We start from the raw sequence: 17,861 nt of genomic DNA on the forward strand, positions 1-17,861 counted from the left end.
TCGTCAGAGACCGAGGGAGAGGGACGAATGAGCGCGAAAGGCTTCGAGACGAAAGCGGTGCGGATGGAGCCGATGCTGCTCCTGACCTTGCAGGCACCGGCGGACGACGTCGATCGCATCATGGCCGCGGTCACCAGGATCGCGCCGCTCGTCATGGGCAAGTATGACAGCAACGCCTATCAGTCCGGTGGCGGAATCGAATGGTACCGCCCACTCGAAGGCGCTGTCGCGGGAGCGGAGACGGAGGTACGGAAGCGGCCGGGCACGGTCGAACTGTCTTTCGAACTGCCGCCCGACCAGGCGCTCGTCGATCGGGTGATCGAGACGATCTTCCAGACGCACAGCTACCAGGAGCCCGTGATACGGCTTCAGAATATCCTGAGCAGCCGCTCCAAGGGCCTCGACGACCGCGACAATCCCAACCGCTGGTGGAACACCACCGGCGACTGGAAGATCAGACCCTGACGGCCTGGGCGAGGGCGCGGAAGGGCAGCATCACGCAATCCTGCCGGCTTCTGACCTTGCGCACGGGCGCGAATTCCTCGACCGCACTCCAGCCCGACGGCGCGGGGCCATCCTTCTGCAGGAAATGGCGCACCCGGTCGGTGAGGCCCGCCAGCGCATCGAGGGAAAGGCCGGGAGACTGCTCGACGATCAAGGCGGACGCCGCCTCGCAGAGCAGGCAGCCGCGGGTGCGATGGCCGGCCGCCACGACCTTGCCGTCGACGATCTTCAGATCGATGGTGACGCGGTCGCCGCAGAGCGGGTTGTCGAGGGTCACGCTCTTGTCGGGCTGTTCCAGCCGTCCATAGGCGCGTCCCGCCTCGGCGCGCTGCGTCAATTTCTCGTGATAAAGCTCGTCGGTCATTTGAACCTTTTCATCGCGTCCTCGAGCCCGGCGAGCAGGGCATCGACATCCGCGTCGTTGTTATAGGGTGCGAGGCTGGCACGGGTGGTGCCGGCGACGCCGAAGCGCCGGGCCAGGGGCTGGGCGCAGTGATGCCCGCCGCGGAGCGCTACACCCTTGCGGTCGAGCCATTGGCAGAGATCGTGCGGGTGGATCCCGTCGAGCGTGAAGGAAACCACTCCGAGCCGGCCCTGCAGCCCGGTGGGTCCGATCACGCGCGCTCCTTTCAGGGCGCCGAGCCCGTCGAGAATGCGGCCGGTGAGGCGCGCTTCATGCTGGGCGATGCCGGCCCAGTCGAGCGCCTTGACCCAGCGGACGGCGGCACCCAGTCCCACCGCCTGCGCGATCGGCGGCGTGCCGGGTTCGAAGCGGCGCGGGATGTCGGCGAAGGTCGTTCCCGCATCGAGGTCCACCTGCGCGATCATGCCGCCGCCGCCCAGGAAGGGCGGCATCGCCGAGAGCAGCTCGCGCCTGCCCCACAGCACGCCGACGCCGTTGGGCGCATAGACCTTATGGCCGGAGAAGGCATAGAAATCGATCCCGAGCGCAGCCAGATCCAGCGGTCCATGCGGCGCGCGCTGGGCGCCGTCGATCAGAACCCGGGCGCCGACGCCGCGCGCCGCGGCCACGATCGGGCCGATGTCGGTGATGGCGCCCGTGACGTTCGAGCAATGGGTGAGCGCGATCAGGCGCGTGCGCTTGCTCACCATTGCGGGCAGGCGCTCGAGATCGAGCCGGCCTTCATCGGTCACGGGCAGGACCTTGAGCGCCACGCCGCGCCGCGTCGCCAGCATCTGCCAGGGGACCAGGTTGCTGTGATGCTCGAGCTCGCTGACCAGGACCTCGTCGCCGGGCCCCAGGCGCTCGCCGAAGCTATAGGCCACCAGGTTGATCGAGGCGGTGGTGCCGCCGGTGAAGATGACTTCTTCCGCATCGGTCACGCCGAGATAGTCGGCGACGGCACTGCGTGCATCCTCATAGGCCGCGGTTGCGGCCTCCGCGAGTTGATGGACGCCGCGTGCCACATTGGCCCGCGCCATGGTCTCGTGGCGGCGCACGGCCATGAGCACGGCGGCCGGCAGCTGGGCCGTGGCGGCATTGTCGAGATAATGGAGCGGCAGTCCGCCGGGCGGTTCGGTCAGGATCGGAAATTGCGACCGGCAATGATCGGGGTCGAAGGGCTTGGGCACTCTCATGCGGACCGGTCCCCGCCGCTCTTGCCTTCCTGCCGGCGCAGCGCTTCGAGGGCCTGGGGCGTGTCGACGTCGGTCAGGACGGCGTCGTCGGGCATCGCCACTTCGGCGACAAGCTCGCCATTCTCGGCGATCAGGTGGCGCGCGCCGACATCGCCCTTGAGATGCGCCATGGGCTCGAAGAAGCGCCGGCCCCAGAGCACCGGGTTGCCGCGCTTGCCGTTGAAGGTCGGCACGCAGATGGCGCGACCCTCGACCGGATTGAAGGCGGAGATCAGCCGGTCGAGCTGAGCCGGCGCTATCCGCGGCATGTCGCCCAGCAGCACCAGCACGCCGTCGATGGCGCTGTCCTTCAGCGCCGCGAGCCCGGCCGCGAGCGAGCTGGCGATGCCGCTCGCATAATCGGGATTGTGGACGAACTCGACCCTCCGATTGCCGAGGCTCTGGCGCACCCGCTCGGATTCGTGGCCGGTCACGACCACGACGCGGTCGAGGCGCGCCGCCAGCGCGGCATCGACGGCATGATCGACCAGCGGCTTGCCCTCGAGCTCGGCCATCAGCTTGTTGGCGCTGCCCATGCGGCTGGAGCGGCCGGCCGCCAGCACGATCGCCGCGACCTTGGGCGCGCGCGGTGCCAGGCTCTCGCTGCTGGCGCGCGGCTGCGGACGGGTCGGGATCTCCTTGAGCAGTCCGCCCGCGCCCATCGCCATGATGTCCTGGCGCGTCACGGGCAGGTCCGCCATCAGACGCTGCAGCACCCAGTCGAAGCCGTTGAGCTTGGGCGAGCGCACGCAGCCCGGGAGCCCCAGCACCGGCTTGTCGCCGATATGGGCCAGCAGCATCAGATTGCCCGGATCGACCGGCATGCCGAAATGATCCACCCTGCCGCCGGCACGCGTGATCGCGGCGGGGAGCACGTCGCGCCGGTCGGTGATGGCCGACGCACCGGCGATCAGCACCATTTCCGCGCCGCCCTCGAGGGCGGCATCGATTTCCGCCGTGAGCGCCGCCTCGTCATGCGGGCAGCGGCGATCGCGCGCAGGCTCGCCGCCCAGGCCCGACAGGCGCTCGTTCATGATCGCGACCGTCTTGTCGATGACGCTTTCCTTGAGCCCCGGCAGGCGGGTCTGGATCAAGGTGACGGCCCGCGGCCGCAGGGCCGCGATGCGCAGGAGCGGCTCGCCCGCGAGCGTCCAGAGACAGCGCTCGAGGGCCTCGCCCGGCACGGCGAAGGGAATGATCTTGACGGTGGCCACCATGTCGCCCGGCGCCACCAGGTCGAAGGCGGGCAGGGTGGCGAGGGTGACGGCCTCGTCGACGGCATTGAGCCGGTCGAGCCGCGGCCGGTCGACCACCAGCAGGCCATGGCATTTGGCGATCAGGTTCGATCGGCCGGTGAAAGGCGCCGCCACCTCGAGATTCTCGCCGCAGACGGCGGTCGCGATCTTGCGGGCGGCCTCGTCCTCCGCGACGTCGCCGGGCTCGAAGCGGACGACGGTGACGCGCTCGACGCCGGCAGCGGTCAGGGCGCGCAGATCGTCGGGCGAGAGCTTGCGGCCCTTGCGGAACGCCATCTTGCCCATCTTGATGCTGTGAACCAGCAACGCGCCTTCGGCCTCGCCGACGGGAAGGCTGGCAAAGATCACGCCGCATGCTCCGGTGCGGGCGCTTCGCCGCCGACCGGCCCCTTGGCGCCGGCGCGGCGGACCTGCGTGATCTGGCCCAGGATCGCGACCGCGATCTCGGCCGGCGACATCGCGTTGATCGACAGTCCGACCGGCCCATGGATGCGGGCGAGGTCGGCTTCGGAGAAGCCGACCCGCCGCAGGCGATTCAGCCGCGCTCCGTGGGTCTTCCGGCTGCCGAGCGCGCCGATATAGAAGGCCGGCGAGTTGAGCGCGACCGTGAGCGCCGGATCGTCGAGCTTGGGATCGTGCGTGAGCGTGACGATCGCGGTGCGGAGGTCGGGCGCCAGCCGCTCGAGCGCTTCGTCCGGCCAGTCGGCGCTCAAGGTCACGTCGGGAAAACGCGCATCGGTCGCGAAGGAACGCCGCGGATCGATCACGATGACGCTGTAGCCGGCGAGGGCCGCCATCGGCGCCAGCGCCTGCGAAATATGAACCGCACCCACCAGGATGAGCCGCGGGGCGGGCATGGTGGCCTGAAGGAACAACTGGCGCCCGGGAATATCGAGCAGGCCGCTGCGATCGGCCATCAGCCAGCGCCGGGCCTGCTCGAGGGCCTCGGGTGCCAGCGCCAGGTCGCCCGTCGCCGCGTCGGGATGCAGCAACAGCTGTTGGCCGCTGGCGAGATCGGTCACCAGCCCGACCGCCCGGTGCTGTCGGCGGTCGGCGACCAACCGGCGGAGCAGGGCCTCCCTCATTCCACGGCCTCGACATAGACCTGCAGCTTGCCCCCGCAGGCGAGCCCGACCTCCCAGGCCTGCTCGTTGGTGATGCCGAAATCGAACAGCCGCGGCTTGGCGCCGGCCATGATCTCCTGCGCTTCCTTCACGACCGCGCCCTCGATGCAGCCGCCGGAAACGGAGCCGACCATCTGGCCGGCTTCATCGACCGCCAGCTGGCTGCCCACGGGACGCGGGGAGGAGCCCCAGGTCGCAATGACCGTGGCCAACGCCACCTTGCGGCCCTCGCTGCGCCAGGCCAGCACCTGGTCGATGACGTCCTGTTCGCTGCGATCCATGGTTCTGGTGCCTCTCTCATATATCGCGTCTTCCCCCTCCCTAGCCCTCCCCCCTTCGGGGAGAGGGGACAATCGCGATCTGTCCCCTCCCCCGCTTGCGGGGGAGGGCTAGGGAGGGGGAAGACGTCATCCTACCACACCCGGTCAATCCCCGCCGCGCCCGGCCATCAGCTCCGCGTAGGACCCCGCCGCCTCCAGGCGGCGCTGGGGCTGGCGGCTGAGGACGGCGCCGAGCTCGGCGATACTCTCCAGATTGTGCACCGGCCTGAAATCGTCAACATGGGGCAGAATGGCCTGGGCGCCCTGGGCCTTGGGCTCGTAGCCCTCGAAGCGCAGCAGCGGGTTGAGCCAGATCAGGCGCCGGCAGCTCTTGTGGAGCCGTTCCATCTCGTCGGCGAGCCCATGGGCGCCTTCGCGGTCGAGGCCGTCGGTGATGAGCAGCACGACCGCGCCCTGGCCCAGCACGCGGCGCGACCAGACCGCGTTGAACTCGGCGATGCAGCCGCCAATACGCGTTCCGCCCGACCAGTCCTCGACCTTGGCGGCGACCTTGGCCAGCGCGACATCGACGTCGCGCTGGCGGAGCGCGCGGGTGATGTTGTTGAGGCGCGTCCCGAACAGGAAGCAATGGACCCGGTCGCGGTCGTTGGTGATGGCGTGCATGAAATGCAGCATCATGCGCGAATAGCGGCTCATCGAGCCCGAGATGTCGCAGAGCACGACCAGCGGCGGATGGCGCCGGCGCTTGCGCTTATATTGCAGCAGGATCGTGCCGCCGCCGCGCAGCGAGGCGCGCAGGGTGGCGCGGATATCGACCCGGCGGCCGTGGCGATCCGGAAAGAAGCGGCGGGTCGGCAACTGCATGATGGGCAGGCGCATCGCCGCGATCATGCGCCTGGCCTCGTCCATCTCCGCATTCGACATCTTCTCGAAATCCATGCCCTGCAGCAGCTCGCGCGCCGAGAAGGTCATCGCGGCGTCGAATTCGACCTTCTCCTCCGGCTCTTCGCCGGGCCGTTCGATTTGCCGGCCGGCGAGCGCCTCCGCCAGCCGGCGCAGCATCTCCTCGCCCTTCTCCGGTTCGTCGCGCGGCACCGCGATCGAGGGCAGCATGGTCTGGAGCATCTTTTCCAGGAGCTGCGGATTGCGCCAGAAGATGTGGAAGGCCTGATCGTAGAGCGGTTGCTGGTCGCGCCGGTTCACGAACACGGCATGGAGCGTCCAGTACAGATCCTCGCGCGTGCCGATGCCGACCGCCTCGATCGCGCGCAAGGCATCGATCACGCGGCCGGGCCCGATCGGCAGGCCCGCCGCGCGCAGGGTGCGGGCGAAGAACATGACGTTCTCCGCCAGGCGGCTCGCCTCGACCGGCGGCGGCTCGGCGCCGTTGCCGTTGGAGGTGGCGGCGAGAGAAGGGATCATTGGCGTGATAACCCGTCGTGGGCCGCCGCTCAGCGCGGGGCGGCCGCCAGTTCCGCCTTCACCTGCTGCAGCAGATGCGCGGCTTCGCTGCCTTTGATCTTGGCGATGTCGTCCTGGTATTTCAGCAGCACGCCCAGCGTGTCGTCGATGCCTTGCGGATCGAGCGCCACCTTGTCGAGCTGGATCAGGGCCTCGGCCCAGTCGATGGTCTCGGCGACGCCCGGCAATTTGAACAGATCCTGCTGGCGCAGCCTCTGCACGAAGGCGACCACCTCGCGCGCCAGCGCAGGGCCCACCTCGGGCGCTTTCACCTTGAGAATCTCGAGCTCGCGTTCGGCGCTCGGATAATCGACCCAGTAATAGAAGCAGCGCCGCTTCAGCGCATCGTGGATCTCGCGCGTGCGGTTCGAGGTGACGACGACGATCGGCGGCACCGCCGACTTGATCGTGCCGAGTTCGGGAATGGTGATCTGATAGTCGGCGAGGATCTCGAGCAGATAGGCCTCGAACGGCTCGTCGGTGCGGTCGAGCTCGTCGATCAGGAGGACCGGCGCGCCGCCGGCCTGCTCTTCGAGCGCCTGCAGCAGCGGCCGCTTGATGAGGAAGCGCTCCGCATAGATGTCGCTCGCCAGCGCATCGCGATTGGCGGCACCGGCGGCCTCGGCCAGGCGGATCTCGATCATCTGGCGCGAATAGTTCCACTCATAGGCCGCGGAGGCGATGTCGAGCCCCTCATAGCATTGCAGCCGCAGCAGCCTGCGGCCGAGCGTGTTCGACAGCACCTTGGCGATCTCGGTCTTGCCGACGCCGGCCTCGCCTTCGAGGAACAAGGGCCGGCCCAGCTTCAGCGCGAGAAACAGCGCGGTGGCGAGGCTGCGATCGGCGACATAGTCGCCCGATTTCAACAGCGCCAGCGTCTCGTCGACGTTCTGCGGCAGGGGCTTGCCCGCCGTCGTGGCACGATCTTTCGCCGTCTTGGCGATATTAGAGGTCATTTCTGCGTCCAGCTGCCGTCCGCGGCCAGGAACCAGGTTCCCTTCGGTGCCTTCTGGATGATCTGGCCGGCATAGACCTGGCCGACTTCGCTGGCGGTGACGCCTTGGGCCTTGGCGCGCGCCTCGTAGATGGCGCGGCGCTCGGCATTGACGCGGTCCACGACCGACTGGGCCGTGGCGCCGGTCGAGTTGTCCTTGACCATCACATAGCCGTCGAAACGCTCGGCGATGACCCCTTGCGCACGCAGGCTGTTGAGCTGGGCATCGTCGGCGGCATGGGTCGGCATCGTCGCGGCGAAGGCCGAGATGACCAACGCCAGCAGGCCGAAGAGGGCGAAACGGGTGAAGTATCTGCGGGATGAATACATGGGGTTTTGCGATCCTGAATCAGAAGATGTCGGGGTTCTTGGCAATATCTTCTTGCGCCTGCTGTTCGATCTTCACGCGCACCTCCTGCTCGATCTTGATGTTCATGTTGATGACGATGGGCTTGTCGGGCGCCTCGACCTTGACCGTCGGATTGCAGGCGGCGAGGCCCAGCCCCAGGAGGAGGGCGGCCGGACCGCCATAGCGTAACCTTTTGAGCACGAACCCTTCCTTTCGGGGATGCCGGTTGGCTCCCAGTCATAGATGGCGCTCTGACCGACACACGGCCAGAGGCACTTCTTCCTACGGCCGACCCCGCCTGTACCCCTCAGGGCGGCTTGGCCAGCTTGTCGCGCACCAGGTCGGGCACGCTGTAACCCTCTAGACTATTGTGCAAAATCTGGTCGAGCTTGCCGTTGAGGGAGAGATTGAGCTCGATCGGATAGCCATCGTAGAAATTCGGATTCTTGCCCCGGACATGCAGCAGCAGCGTCGCGTCGCCGCTGCGGTCGCGGTCGAGCGTCAGCCAGAGCTGATCATAGCGGAAATCGCCCAGCGCCGAGAGGACCATAGCCATCGTTTCGCCGGCCGCGTCGATGCCGCCGGGCGGCGCCGTCGGCGAATAGGAAAGGCGGCCGGGTCCGGCGGCGTCCAGCCGGGCGCCGGAGATGACCACGCCCCCATTCTCCAGCATCACCGGAATCGTCCCCTGGAGCTTCCCCGTGCCGGTCAGCCCGTCGACCTCGGCCAGCGCCAGCAACTCGCCCAGATCCACATCCTGCACATGCAGGTCGACCTGCTGCCGGGCGGCTGCCGGGTTCAGGCGGGTCGGGCCGACCGTCACCTGGCCGTGGGCGAGCTCCAGTGAGGCCTTCTCGATATTGAGCGTCGGGCCGGGGCCGACGGCGAAGGTCGCCAGACCGTTCTTCATGGGTACGCCGAGATCGATCTGGCCGATGGCGATCTGCTGGCCGGGCGGTGTTGCGATCGGCTGGAGATTGGCCAGCGTCACCGCGCCATTGATGCGCGTGAGGGCCATGTCCGGGGTCGAGACCGAGACGTCCTTCAGCTGCATGTCGAGATTGCTGAAGAGGGCGCCGTTCTTCCAGGCGAGCGCGCCGGCCACGAGGACGGTGCCGGTGGCCTCGTCGATCTTGGCCCCCAGGCCCGGCACCAGGTCGCGCGGCTGCAGTCCGCCCGGCAGGAACCGGACCGGCGTCATCTCGATACGGCCAGCGCCACGCCCGTTGGCGAGGTCATGGATGCCGGAGAAGGCGAGCTGGATCACCTTGCTCTTGTCGTGGGCGCTCAGGGCGAAATCGACCGTGTTCCGGCGCAGTTGCGCCGTTCCCTCCATCGCCATTTCGGGCAGCCATTTCCGATCGGCGCCCAGGCGCAATCGCCCGGCGGTCGCCGTCAGCTTGGCCTCGTCGGCGCCGCCATAGGCGAGCCGCCCGTCCAGATTTTCGATGGCGAGGCCGCGGTTCGGCAGATCCGCCACCAGATCGGCGACGCGGATCTCCCCGGCCGCACCCTCGGCGGCCGACCAGTGGCCGTAGAAGCCGCTGGCGCCCAGGCGGAGGTCGATGGGCTCGGTCTCGTTCTTGGCGATCTGCCGAAGCGCGAAGGTGAGGGGGCCGGTGCGGATGCCGTAATCGAGACTGGTCCCGGCGGGATCCAGGCGCGCCACCAGCAGCGGCCGGTCCTTGGCCGGGCGAAGAGCGAAGTGAACCGCCTTCCGGCTCTCGACGCCGGCCGCCAGGGTGAAGGCGCCGAGGTCGGCGGTTCCCGGTTCCGGAATAGAAAGAGTCAAAGTATTATCAGCGAATTGTATCTGGTTCTTAAGATTAAACGAGAGATTCTTCAGGGTTCCCGTTGTGGTTTTTATATTAGAGAGTTGCGGGGCAATGTTCAGATTGCCTGCGAACTGATCGGGGCGGCCGGACAATGCGCCGGAGAAGTCCAGTCGATCGAGCCACAGCGTGGTGCCGGCCTCGGCCACCGGCCAATTCTCCGTCTGGCCCTCGATCCGTTCGAGCTCGAAATCGGCGATGCCCTGACCATTGGGCGCGGTATGGACCGTCCCACCCAGGCGCAGGCTCGCCGGCTGTGCGCCCGCGAGCTGGATCATCAGATCGCCATCGAGCGTCTGGCCGCCGGCCGCGTCGCGCTGTGCCGTGAGGCCTTCGGGCGCGGACAGGCTCAGTTCGACCGGCGCATCGAAGGGGCGGCGCAGGGAGGCCGGGAGGGAAAGACGATCCAGCAGGGCCGGATCGAGTTTCGTTGTCAGCGCCAGCGGCGCCGGAGTCTGGACCGCCACGAGGTTGTTGGGGCCCATGGTAATGACGATCGGACCCCCACCCGAGACGCTTTCGACGATGCCAGGCCAGACCACCTTGTCGAGCTGGACATCCAGATGGGCGGTCACGCCGGCGATGGGTGGGGTGCCGGCACCGGTGGGCGGCCCGGAGAGGCTGATCGAGGCGGGGCCGCTGATGGTAACGCGCCCGCCCGAAGGCACCGGCAGGCCCAGCGCCTGCCAGATCGGGGAGCTCGCGTCGGCATCGAGCGCGACCTGGCCGTCGGCCGAGGGCATGGCGGAATCGAGCGTCAGGGTGCCCTTGCCGCTGGCGCGGAAGCTGCCGTCCCGCCCCACAGCCTCGGCGCTGACGAGGGTGCGGTTCGGATCTTGATCGACCTGCAGCTTCACCCGCGAAGTTGGCAGCCCCTGGAGGCTCACCTGATCGGCGCTCACGGCGACCGTGGCCGCCCAGGGCTCGAAGGCGATCAGGCTAAGATAGGCCTCGCCGGCGACCTGATCGGCGGCGATGTCATGGTCGGGCAGGCTCAGCTTGCCGTCGGCGAAGGAAACCCGCAGCGAGCCGCTGCCGGTCAGATCGAGGCTGCCATCGGCCCGGCCTGCCACCTGGCCCTGGGAACCGGTTCCGGTGACCACGAAATCGACCGCGTAACGGTCGTCGCCGGCCGGATCGAGCCGTCCGGTGAAGCCGAGCCGGGCAAGGGACCCGCCATCGGCTCCTTTCATCAGGATCTCGCCATTGCGGATCTCGACCGGGGGGAGGCCCGGCAGACGCAGGGCCCCGCCACCGGCGGCAGGTGCACCGAAATTGTCGCCGAGGCTGGCCATGGCCTGGTCGAGCGGCGTATCCGCGGTGAACTCGATCCGCGGGTTCTGGATCAGGATCGACTGGATCTGAGGCTCCAGGCCCTGCCAGCCATAGACGATCTGGATCTGGGGCAGATGCAGATGGGCGTCGCCCGGCAGGTCGACATCGGTGATCCGGACCTCGTGCCAGCCGATGGAGGCGATGTGGAATTGCAGATTGCCCAGCCCGCGCGCCCGCAGCTCCTGGTCGGCCCAGCTCTGGGCCAGCCGCGGCAACAGCAACAGGACGAGCAACACGGCCAGTGCGCCCGTGACGAGCGCCGCCGTAGCCCCGACCAGCAATCTTTGGGTGAGCCTTCCCCGCATCTTTATCTTCGAAACGCCGCGCGGAGACGCGCCGCGTTCTTTAGAGGTCAGCATAGAAGGGGACCCCGTCGATTCCATCGCGAGGGGCCTGTGACTAACTAGAATCCTGTGGATGATGCGAGTCGCAGCGAGTCGCTCTGTTTTTGAATGAGCCTCAGAGATCGCTCACACAACCGCCGCTAAGCATCCAGAATGATGTTTCAATCATGCCTTGGAAAGTAGAACGACTCGGCTTTGCGGAAGTTCCGAGTCGGCGGGGCGAGGCGACGCCGATTTGAGGCAGCGGCCACGACTCGGGGAGCGATCGCTCTCGAGCGACAAAAACGAAGGGCGCGGATGCCATTGGCATCCGCGCCCTCGATTGCGAAGCCGGATCGACGGCGATCAGCTCGCCGAGGCCACGGCCCTGGCCGCCATCACGCTCACCAGATTGGCGCGATATTCGGCGCTGCCATGCATGTCGCTGTTGAGGTTCCCCGAGGCGATCTTGATGGACTTGACGGCATCGGGCGAGAAATTGCCCGCCAGCGCCTTTTCCATCTCGGGCACACGGAAGACCGAAGGTCCGGCGCCAGTCACGGCGACGCGGACGCCGCCGCCGGTCTTGGCCGCCATGACGCCGACCATCGCGTAGCGCGAGGCCGGGTTCGGGAACTTCGAGTAGCCGGCCTTCTCGGGCTTCGGGAAGCTCACGGCGGTGACGATCTCGCCATCGCCGAGCGCCGTCTCGAACAGGCCCTTGAAGAAATCGTCGGCCGCGATCTTGCGCTTGTTGGTGATGACGGTGGCACCCAATCCCACCAGACCCGCCGGATAGTCGGCTGCCGGATCGGCGTTCGAGATCGAGCCGCCGATGGTGCCGCGGTTGCGGACCTGCGGATCGCCGATGCCTTCGGCCAGTACGGCGAGCGCCGGGATCGTGCGCTTCACCTCGGCGGAATGGGCCACCTCGGCATGGGTGGTCATCGCGCCGATGGTGAGACCGCCGCCTTCGGCCTTGATGCCCTTGAGCTCGGCCACTGCGGCCAGATCGACCAGGGCCGAGGGCTGTGCCAGGCGCTGCTTCAGGGTCGGCAGCAGGGTCATGCCGCCGGCCAGGAGCTTGGCTTCGCCCGAGAGCAGCTTCGCCGCTTCCGCGAGCGAGGCCGGACGCTGATAGGAAAAGTTATGCATGATCGTTTCCTCCCTTACTCAGCGGCCATTTTGGATTTGGACTTCTGCGCGATCCGCCAGACGCGTTCCGGCGTGGCGGGCATCGGAATGTCCCGAACCCCGAGCGCGTCCGTGATCGCATTGATGAGCGCCGGCGGTGCTGCGATCGCACCGGCCTCGCCGCAGCCTTTGACGCCCAAGGGATTATGCGGGCAGGGGGTCACGGTCGTGCCGACTTTGAAGCTCGGCAGATCGTCGGCCCGCGGCATGCAGTAATCCATGTAGGAGCCGGTCAGGAGCTGGCCGGTGTCCTTGTCATAGACGCAAGCCTCGAGCAGGGCTTGGCCGACACCCTGCGCGATGCCGCCATGGACCTGGCCCTCGACCACCATCGGATTGACCACGTTGCCGAAGTCGTCCACCGCCGACCAGCTGACGATGGTGGTGACGCCGGTATCGGGATCGATCTCGACCTCGGCGATATGCACGCCCGCCGGATAGGTGAAGTTGGCCGGATCGTAGAAGGCCGTCTCGTCGAGGCCGGGCTCCAGATCCTTGGGATAGTTGTGCGGCACATAGGCGGTGAAGGCGATCTCTTGGATCGTCTTCTGCCGGTCGGTGCCCGCCACCTTGAACACGCCCTTGGAATATTGGATGTCGTCGACCGAGGCCTCGAGCAGATGGGCCGCGATCTTCTTGCCCTTGGCGACGATCTTGTCCACGGCCTTGACCGCGGCCGAGCCGCCGACGGCGAGGCTGCGCGAGCCGTAGGTGCCCATGCCGAACGGCACCTGCGAGGTGTCGCCATGGACGACGGTCACCGCATCGACCGAGAGCCCCAGCTGATCGGCCACGACCTGCGCCAGGGTCGTCTCGTGGCCCTGGCCATGGCTGTGCGATCCGGTGAGAATCTGGGCCGTGCCGGTCGGGTTGAAGCGGATCTGCGCGGATTCCCAGAGGCCCACGCCGGCGCCGAGCGAGCCGACGACGGCCGAGGGCGCGATGCCGCAGGCCTCGATATAGGCCGAGAAGCCGATGCCGCGCAGCTTGCCGCGTTTTGCGGATTCGGCTTTGCGCGCTGGAAAGCCCTTGTAGTCGGCGAGCTTCAGCGCCTCATCCAGCGCCTTCTCGTAATTGCCGGAGTCGTACTGCAAGGCCACCGGCGTCTGGTAGGGGAAGGCGTCCGGCTTGACGAAGTTGCGACGGCGAATCTCGGCCGGATCCATCTTCAGATCGCGCGCGCAGTTCTCGACGATGCGCTCGACCACATAGGTCGCTTCCGGACGGCCGGCGCCGCGATAGGCATCGACCGGTGCGGTGCTGGTGAAGACCGCCTTTACATTGGCGTAGATCGCCGGCGCGGTGTATTGGCCCGCCAGCAGCGTGGCGTAGAGATATGTGGGCACACAGGTCGCGAAGGTCGAGAGATAGGCGCCCATCGCGGCGATGGTATCGACCTTCATGGCGAGGAACTTGCCGTCCTTGTCCATCGCCATCTCGACATGACTGACATGGTCGCGGCCATGCGCGTCGGAGACGAAGGATTCGCTGCGCTCCGCGGTCCATTTCACCGGCCGCTTCACCTTCTTCGCGGCCCAGGTGCAGACGACCTCCTCGGCATAGCAGAAGATCTTGGAGCCGAAGCCGCCGCCGACATCGGGTGCGATCACCCGCATCTTGTCCTCGGGCACGCCCATGATGAAGGCGCACAGGATGAGGCGCAGCACATGCGGATTCTGGCTGGTGGAGTAGCAGGTGTAGCTGCCGGTCCCGCCGTCATACTCGCCGATCGCGGCGCGCGGCTCCATCGCGTTGGGAATGAGCCGGTTGTTCACCAGATCGAGCTTCGAGACATGTGCCGCCTTGGCGAAAGCCGCATCGACCGCGGCCTTGTCGCCGAGCTCCCAGTCGTAGCAAAGGTTGTTCGGCACATCGGCGTGGAGTTGCGCCGCTTTCGGATCCATGGCTGTCGCGGTATCCACGACCGCCGGCAGCTGTTCATAGTCGACCGCGATGTTCTCGGCCGCGTCCTTGGCCTGCGCGATGCTTTCCGCGATCACCACGGCGACATGGTCGCCGACATAGCGGACCTTTTCGTTCGCCAGGATCGGATGCGGCGGGGCCTTGTGCGGCTTGCCGAAGCGGTCGGTCACGGTCCAGCCGCAGATCAACCCGCCGATCTTGTCGGCGGCGACGTCGGCGCCGGTGAAGATGGCGACCACGCCCGGCATCTTGGATGCCGCGGCGGTATCGACCTTCTTGATCTTGGCGTGGGCATGGGGCGAACGCAGGAAATAGGCGTAAGCCTGCCCGTGGCGGTTGATGTCGTCGGTGTAGTGGCCCTGACCGGTCAGAAACCGGAAGTCTTCCTTGCGCTTTACCGAGGCGCCGATGCCAGTGTCAGCCATGACGTCCTCCTCCTAGCGCTTCATCGCTTGAGCGCCGGCCTGGATGGCCTTGACGATGTTGTGATAGCCGGTGCAGCGGCAGATGTTGCCTTCGAGCCACTCGCGCACTTCCTTCTCGGAAGGGGCGGGGTTGTTCTTCACCAGATCGACGGCGCTCATCACCATGCCGGGCGTACAGAAGCCGCATTGCAGGCCGTGATGCTCCTTGAAGGCCGCCTGCATCGGATGCAGATCGGCGCCGTTGGCGAGGCCTTCGATGGTGGTGACGCTGGCGCCGTCCGCCTGGACCGCGAGCATCGTGCAGCTCTTCACCGACTTGCCGTTCACATGGACCACGCAGGCGCCGCACTGGCTGGTGTCGCAGCCGACATGCGTGCCGGTGAGGCTCAACTTCTCGCGCAGAAAATGAACCAGCAGCGTCCGGGCTTCGACCTCGCCCGAGACGGACTTGCCGTTCACCGTCATTGAAACGGTGGACATCCGACCCTCCCTCTCGATATGGCCCCGGGCAACCTATCGGTTGGCCGGGGTATCCCGTTCACGCCGATCGGGCGACCGGCGGCTCTCCCTGGCAGAAGCGGCTTGAGGCAGCCCTGCTTATTCTTTGTGTCTCGCTGCTAGTCTTGTGTGCAGCTTGGCCGCAGGTCAAGGCCGACCGGCGGCGGCCGGTCATCCTGACGCTTCGGTTACATCGAAGTGACGCTAGCGGCCGAAATAGATCAGCAATCCGAGCACGACGACGATCAAGCCGCCGATCCAGATCACCGGATGCAGGCCTTTGCGGCCGGCGGGCGCGGGTGGCAGAGCGCCGGGCTGGGTCTTTGTCGCCGATGAAACCGGTTCAGATATTGCCGCCGCGGGTGGCGTGGCAGCGGGAGCCGGGGCCGGCGTTCCTGGTGCCGCTGCCGGGGCCTGGGCGCTGACCAGCGTCGAGAACTTGCCGAAAAATTCATCAGCGAGCTTCCGCGCGGTTCCGTCGATCAGCCGAGCGCCGATCTGCGCGATCTTGCCGCCGACCGCGGCATTGACCGTGTAGCTCAGCACGGTGCCTTGCCCGGTCTCGTCGGGTGTCAGCTTGACGTCGGCGCCGCCCTTCGCAAAGCCCACGGCGCCGCCCGTGCCTTCGCCGGTAATCTTGTAGCCGTTGGGCGGATCCAGGTCGGAGAGGGTCACCTTGCCGGCGAACCGGGCGGAGACGGGTCCGACCTTGGCCACCACCTTCGCGGTCATCTCGGTGTCGGAGAGCTTGACGATCTCCTCGCAGCCGGGAATGCACTGCTTCAGGATTTCAGTGTCGTTCAGCGCGCGCCACACGGTTTCGCGCGGCGCCGTGATCCGGTATTCACCGGTCATTTCCATGGACTAGGAACTCCTGTCTCGACGAGGCCCCACCCCCGAGCACGGCTCAGAGATAGCGGAAATAAACATAGGCCGTCGAGATCAAGATGCTCACGATCATCATCGGAAAGGCGAGCAGGAGGAACGGGACGAAGCGGAACGGCACGCCGGCCCGCTCCCCGATCCCCGCGACCGTCAGGTTGGCACTGGCGCCGATCAGGGTCCCGTTCCCGCCCAGGCAGGCGCCCAGCGACAGGGCCCACCAGAGCGGCAGAAGCCCCTCGGGCCCGCCGAAGGTGGGGGCCATGTCCTTGATCACCGGGATCATGGTGGCGACGAAGGGAATATTGTCGATGATCGCCGAAAGAATAGCGGAAGCCCAGAGAATGGCGAGGGTCGTGGTCGTCAAATCCCCGCCGGTCAGATGGATCAGTTCCGCAGCCAGGAGTCCGAGCAGCCCGGCATGCTCGACGCCGGCGACGATCACGAAGAGCCCGACAAAGAAGAAGATCGTGATCCATTCGACCTCGCTGAAGGTCTGATGGACGGCGTGCGACTGCTCCTCGCCGGATCGGCCGAGATTCTCCAGCAGTAACAGAAGCGCGGCTCCCAACATCGCGATGCTCCCGGGCTCGAGATGAATGGAGTGGGCGAGAATGAAGCCCCCGATCACCAGAGCCAGGACGAACAAGGATTTCCAGAGCAGCGGCCGGTCATTGATGGCTTCGACCGGCCTGAACGCCAGGACGCGGGCGCGGTCGGCCTCGGCCACCTGCATCTTCCGTCCCCAGATCAGGTGATTGATCACGATCTGGACGGCCAGGACGATGAGCACGACCGGCCCCAAATTCAGGGCAAAGTCGTTGAAGGTGAGGCCAGTCGCCGAGCCGATGATGATGTTCGGCGGGTCGCCGATCAGGGTTGCGGTGCCGCCGATGTTGGATGCCAGAATTTCAGTAAAAAGAAAAGGGTAGGGGGGGACCTTCAATTGTTGGGTGATGACCAGCGTGACCGGCGCCATGAGCAGGACCGTGGTCACATTATCGAGCAGCGCGGAAGCCACCGCCGTCACCACGGTCAGCAGCGCCAGCATACCCCAGGGGCTGCCGCGCGCGACCTTGGCCGACCAGATCGCCACATACTGGAACATGCCGCTGCGCTTGGAAATCGCCACCAGCAGCATCATGCCGGTGAGCAACGCGATCGTGTTGAAGTCGATGCCGGCAACGGCATGGTTCTGGTCGAGCACGCCCGAGATGATCATCACACCGGCGCCCACGAGCGCGACGATGGCGCGATTGACCCGTTCGGTCATGATCGAGGCGTAGCTGAGGATCAGGATCGCGCTGGACAGCCACAGCGGATCCAGCCCGAACACGGTGGCATGGGAGACGGCGTCGACCTCCATCAGCGCTGTCTCATCAGCGCGCGCAACGCATCCCAGTATGACACCATGCCGACGAGCTTTCGGCTCTCCTTCTCGACCACGGCCAAGGTATTGCGGCCGCGATAGAGCGCGAGGACGGCTTCGAGCGTTCCGGACTCCGGATGCAGGACCGGCGTCGCCTTGCTCAGATGATCGCCGACCTTGAAAAAGCGGGCCTCTTCCAGCAGGTCCTGGATCGAGCTCACGTCGTCCTTCAGGAAACCCAGATCGAGCCCCGCGCTCTCGTCGAGCGCGGCCTTGGGCAGGACGAGCGCCAGAAGATCGAAGACACCGAACAGCCCGAGATAGGTCCCGTCCCGATCTGCCACCGGCAGATTGACGAATCGATTCTCGATCAGCTGCTGCGCGGCCGCGCCGACGCTGTCATCGGGGCGAAGTGACAAGGGCGGCGACGTCATGAAGGTCTGAACGGTCATGGCGGGCGCTGGGGATGCCTC

General features: G+C 66.8%; 17 protein-coding genes. 1 reads left to right on the forward strand and 16 read right to left on the reverse strand.

The genetic code is table 11. The annotated features are described in order from the left end of the window. Positions 1-27: 27 nt before the first annotated feature. On the forward strand, positions 28-465 hold the full coding sequence (locus tag FRZ44_RS11295; RefSeq protein ID WP_151177282.1) for a hypothetical protein: 438 nt from the start codon (positions 28-30) through the stop codon (positions 463-465). Here FRZ44_RS11295 and FRZ44_RS11300 read toward each other — a convergent pair. From FRZ44_RS11300 to FRZ44_RS11375, 16 genes are all read right to left on the reverse strand, one after another. Further along, the gene (locus FRZ44_RS11300) at positions 455-868 is read right to left on the reverse strand and encodes an iron-sulfur cluster assembly scaffold protein (protein ID WP_151177283.1); all 414 of its coding nucleotides are present in this window, start codon (positions 866-868) and stop codon (positions 455-457) included. The genes FRZ44_RS11295 and FRZ44_RS11300 overlap by 11 nt on opposite strands. Then, positions 865-2,103, reverse strand: a complete 1,239-nt coding sequence (locus tag FRZ44_RS11305) for an aminotransferase class V-fold PLP-dependent enzyme (protein ID WP_151177284.1) — start codon at positions 2,101-2,103, stop codon at positions 865-867. The genes FRZ44_RS11300 and FRZ44_RS11305 overlap by 4 nt, the downstream gene beginning before the upstream one ends. After that, on the reverse strand, positions 2,100-3,746 hold the full coding sequence (locus FRZ44_RS11310) for an NTP transferase domain-containing protein (RefSeq protein WP_151177285.1): 1,647 nt from the start codon (positions 3,744-3,746) through the stop codon (positions 2,100-2,102). Before FRZ44_RS11310 ends, FRZ44_RS11305 begins: the two co-directional genes overlap by 4 nt. After that, positions 3,743-4,483: an XdhC family protein gene (locus FRZ44_RS11315; protein WP_151177286.1), complete on the reverse strand. Its 741-nt coding sequence runs from the start codon at positions 4,481-4,483 to the stop codon at positions 3,743-3,745. Before FRZ44_RS11315 ends, FRZ44_RS11310 begins: the two co-directional genes overlap by 4 nt. Further along, entirely contained in the window at positions 4,480-4,803 is a 324-nt protein-coding gene (locus tag FRZ44_RS11320; RefSeq protein WP_151177287.1) for an XdhC family protein, read from the reverse strand. Before FRZ44_RS11320 ends, FRZ44_RS11315 begins: the two co-directional genes overlap by 4 nt. A gap of 144 nt (positions 4,804-4,947) precedes the next feature. Next, positions 4,948-6,225: a vWA domain-containing protein gene (locus FRZ44_RS11325; RefSeq protein ID WP_151177288.1), complete on the reverse strand. Its 1,278-nt coding sequence runs from the start codon at positions 6,223-6,225 to the stop codon at positions 4,948-4,950. 29 nt (positions 6,226-6,254) lie between these two features. Beyond that, on the reverse strand, positions 6,255-7,220 hold the full coding sequence (locus tag FRZ44_RS11330; RefSeq protein WP_151177289.1) for an AAA family ATPase: 966 nt from the start codon (positions 7,218-7,220) through the stop codon (positions 6,255-6,257). After that, on the reverse strand, positions 7,217-7,588 hold the full coding sequence (locus FRZ44_RS11335) for a YdbL family protein (RefSeq protein WP_151177290.1): 372 nt from the start codon (positions 7,586-7,588) through the stop codon (positions 7,217-7,219). Before FRZ44_RS11335 ends, FRZ44_RS11330 begins: the two co-directional genes overlap by 4 nt. A gap of 19 nt (positions 7,589-7,607) precedes the next feature. Further along, positions 7,608-7,808 carry a YnbE family lipoprotein gene (locus tag FRZ44_RS11340; protein WP_151177291.1) on the reverse strand — a complete coding sequence of 67 codons (201 nt, stop codon included), beginning with the start codon at positions 7,806-7,808 and terminating at the stop codon, positions 7,608-7,610. Positions 7,809-7,914: 106 nt separating this feature from the next. Continuing rightward, on the reverse strand, positions 7,915-11,079 hold the full coding sequence (locus FRZ44_RS11345; protein WP_191908537.1) for a YdbH domain-containing protein: 3,165 nt from the start codon (positions 11,077-11,079) through the stop codon (positions 7,915-7,917). 384 nt (positions 11,080-11,463) lie between these two features. Next, positions 11,464-12,252, reverse strand: coding sequence for an FAD binding domain-containing protein (locus tag FRZ44_RS11350; RefSeq protein ID WP_151177293.1), 789 nt, complete (start codon positions 12,250-12,252; stop codon positions 11,464-11,466). Between the two features lie 14 nt (positions 12,253-12,266). Further along, positions 12,267-14,639, reverse strand: coding sequence for a xanthine dehydrogenase family protein molybdopterin-binding subunit (locus FRZ44_RS11355; protein WP_151177294.1), 2,373 nt, complete (start codon positions 14,637-14,639; stop codon positions 12,267-12,269). 12 nt (positions 14,640-14,651) lie between these two features. Continuing rightward, positions 14,652-15,119 carry a (2Fe-2S)-binding protein gene (locus tag FRZ44_RS11360; RefSeq protein WP_151177295.1) on the reverse strand — a complete coding sequence of 156 codons (468 nt, stop codon included), beginning with the start codon at positions 15,117-15,119 and terminating at the stop codon, positions 14,652-14,654. 222 nt (positions 15,120-15,341) lie between these two features. Next, positions 15,342-15,998 carry an SRPBCC family protein gene (locus FRZ44_RS11365; protein WP_151177296.1) on the reverse strand — a complete coding sequence of 219 codons (657 nt, stop codon included), beginning with the start codon at positions 15,996-15,998 and terminating at the stop codon, positions 15,342-15,344. 46 nt (positions 15,999-16,044) lie between these two features. Beyond that, complete coding sequence (locus tag FRZ44_RS11370) at positions 16,045-17,385, reverse strand: ArsB/NhaD family transporter (protein ID WP_151177297.1); 1,341 nt, start codon at positions 17,383-17,385, stop codon at positions 16,045-16,047. Then, positions 17,385-17,840, reverse strand: coding sequence for a CBS domain-containing protein (locus FRZ44_RS11375; protein WP_151177298.1), 456 nt, complete (start codon positions 17,838-17,840; stop codon positions 17,385-17,387). Before FRZ44_RS11375 ends, FRZ44_RS11370 begins: the two co-directional genes overlap by 1 nt. Between the last annotated feature and the right edge of the window lie 21 nt (positions 17,841-17,861).

The sequence above is a fragment of the Hypericibacter terrae genome, from assembly GCF_008728855.1.
Taxonomy (GTDB): Bacteria; Pseudomonadota; Alphaproteobacteria; order Dongiales; family Dongiaceae; genus Hypericibacter; species Hypericibacter terrae.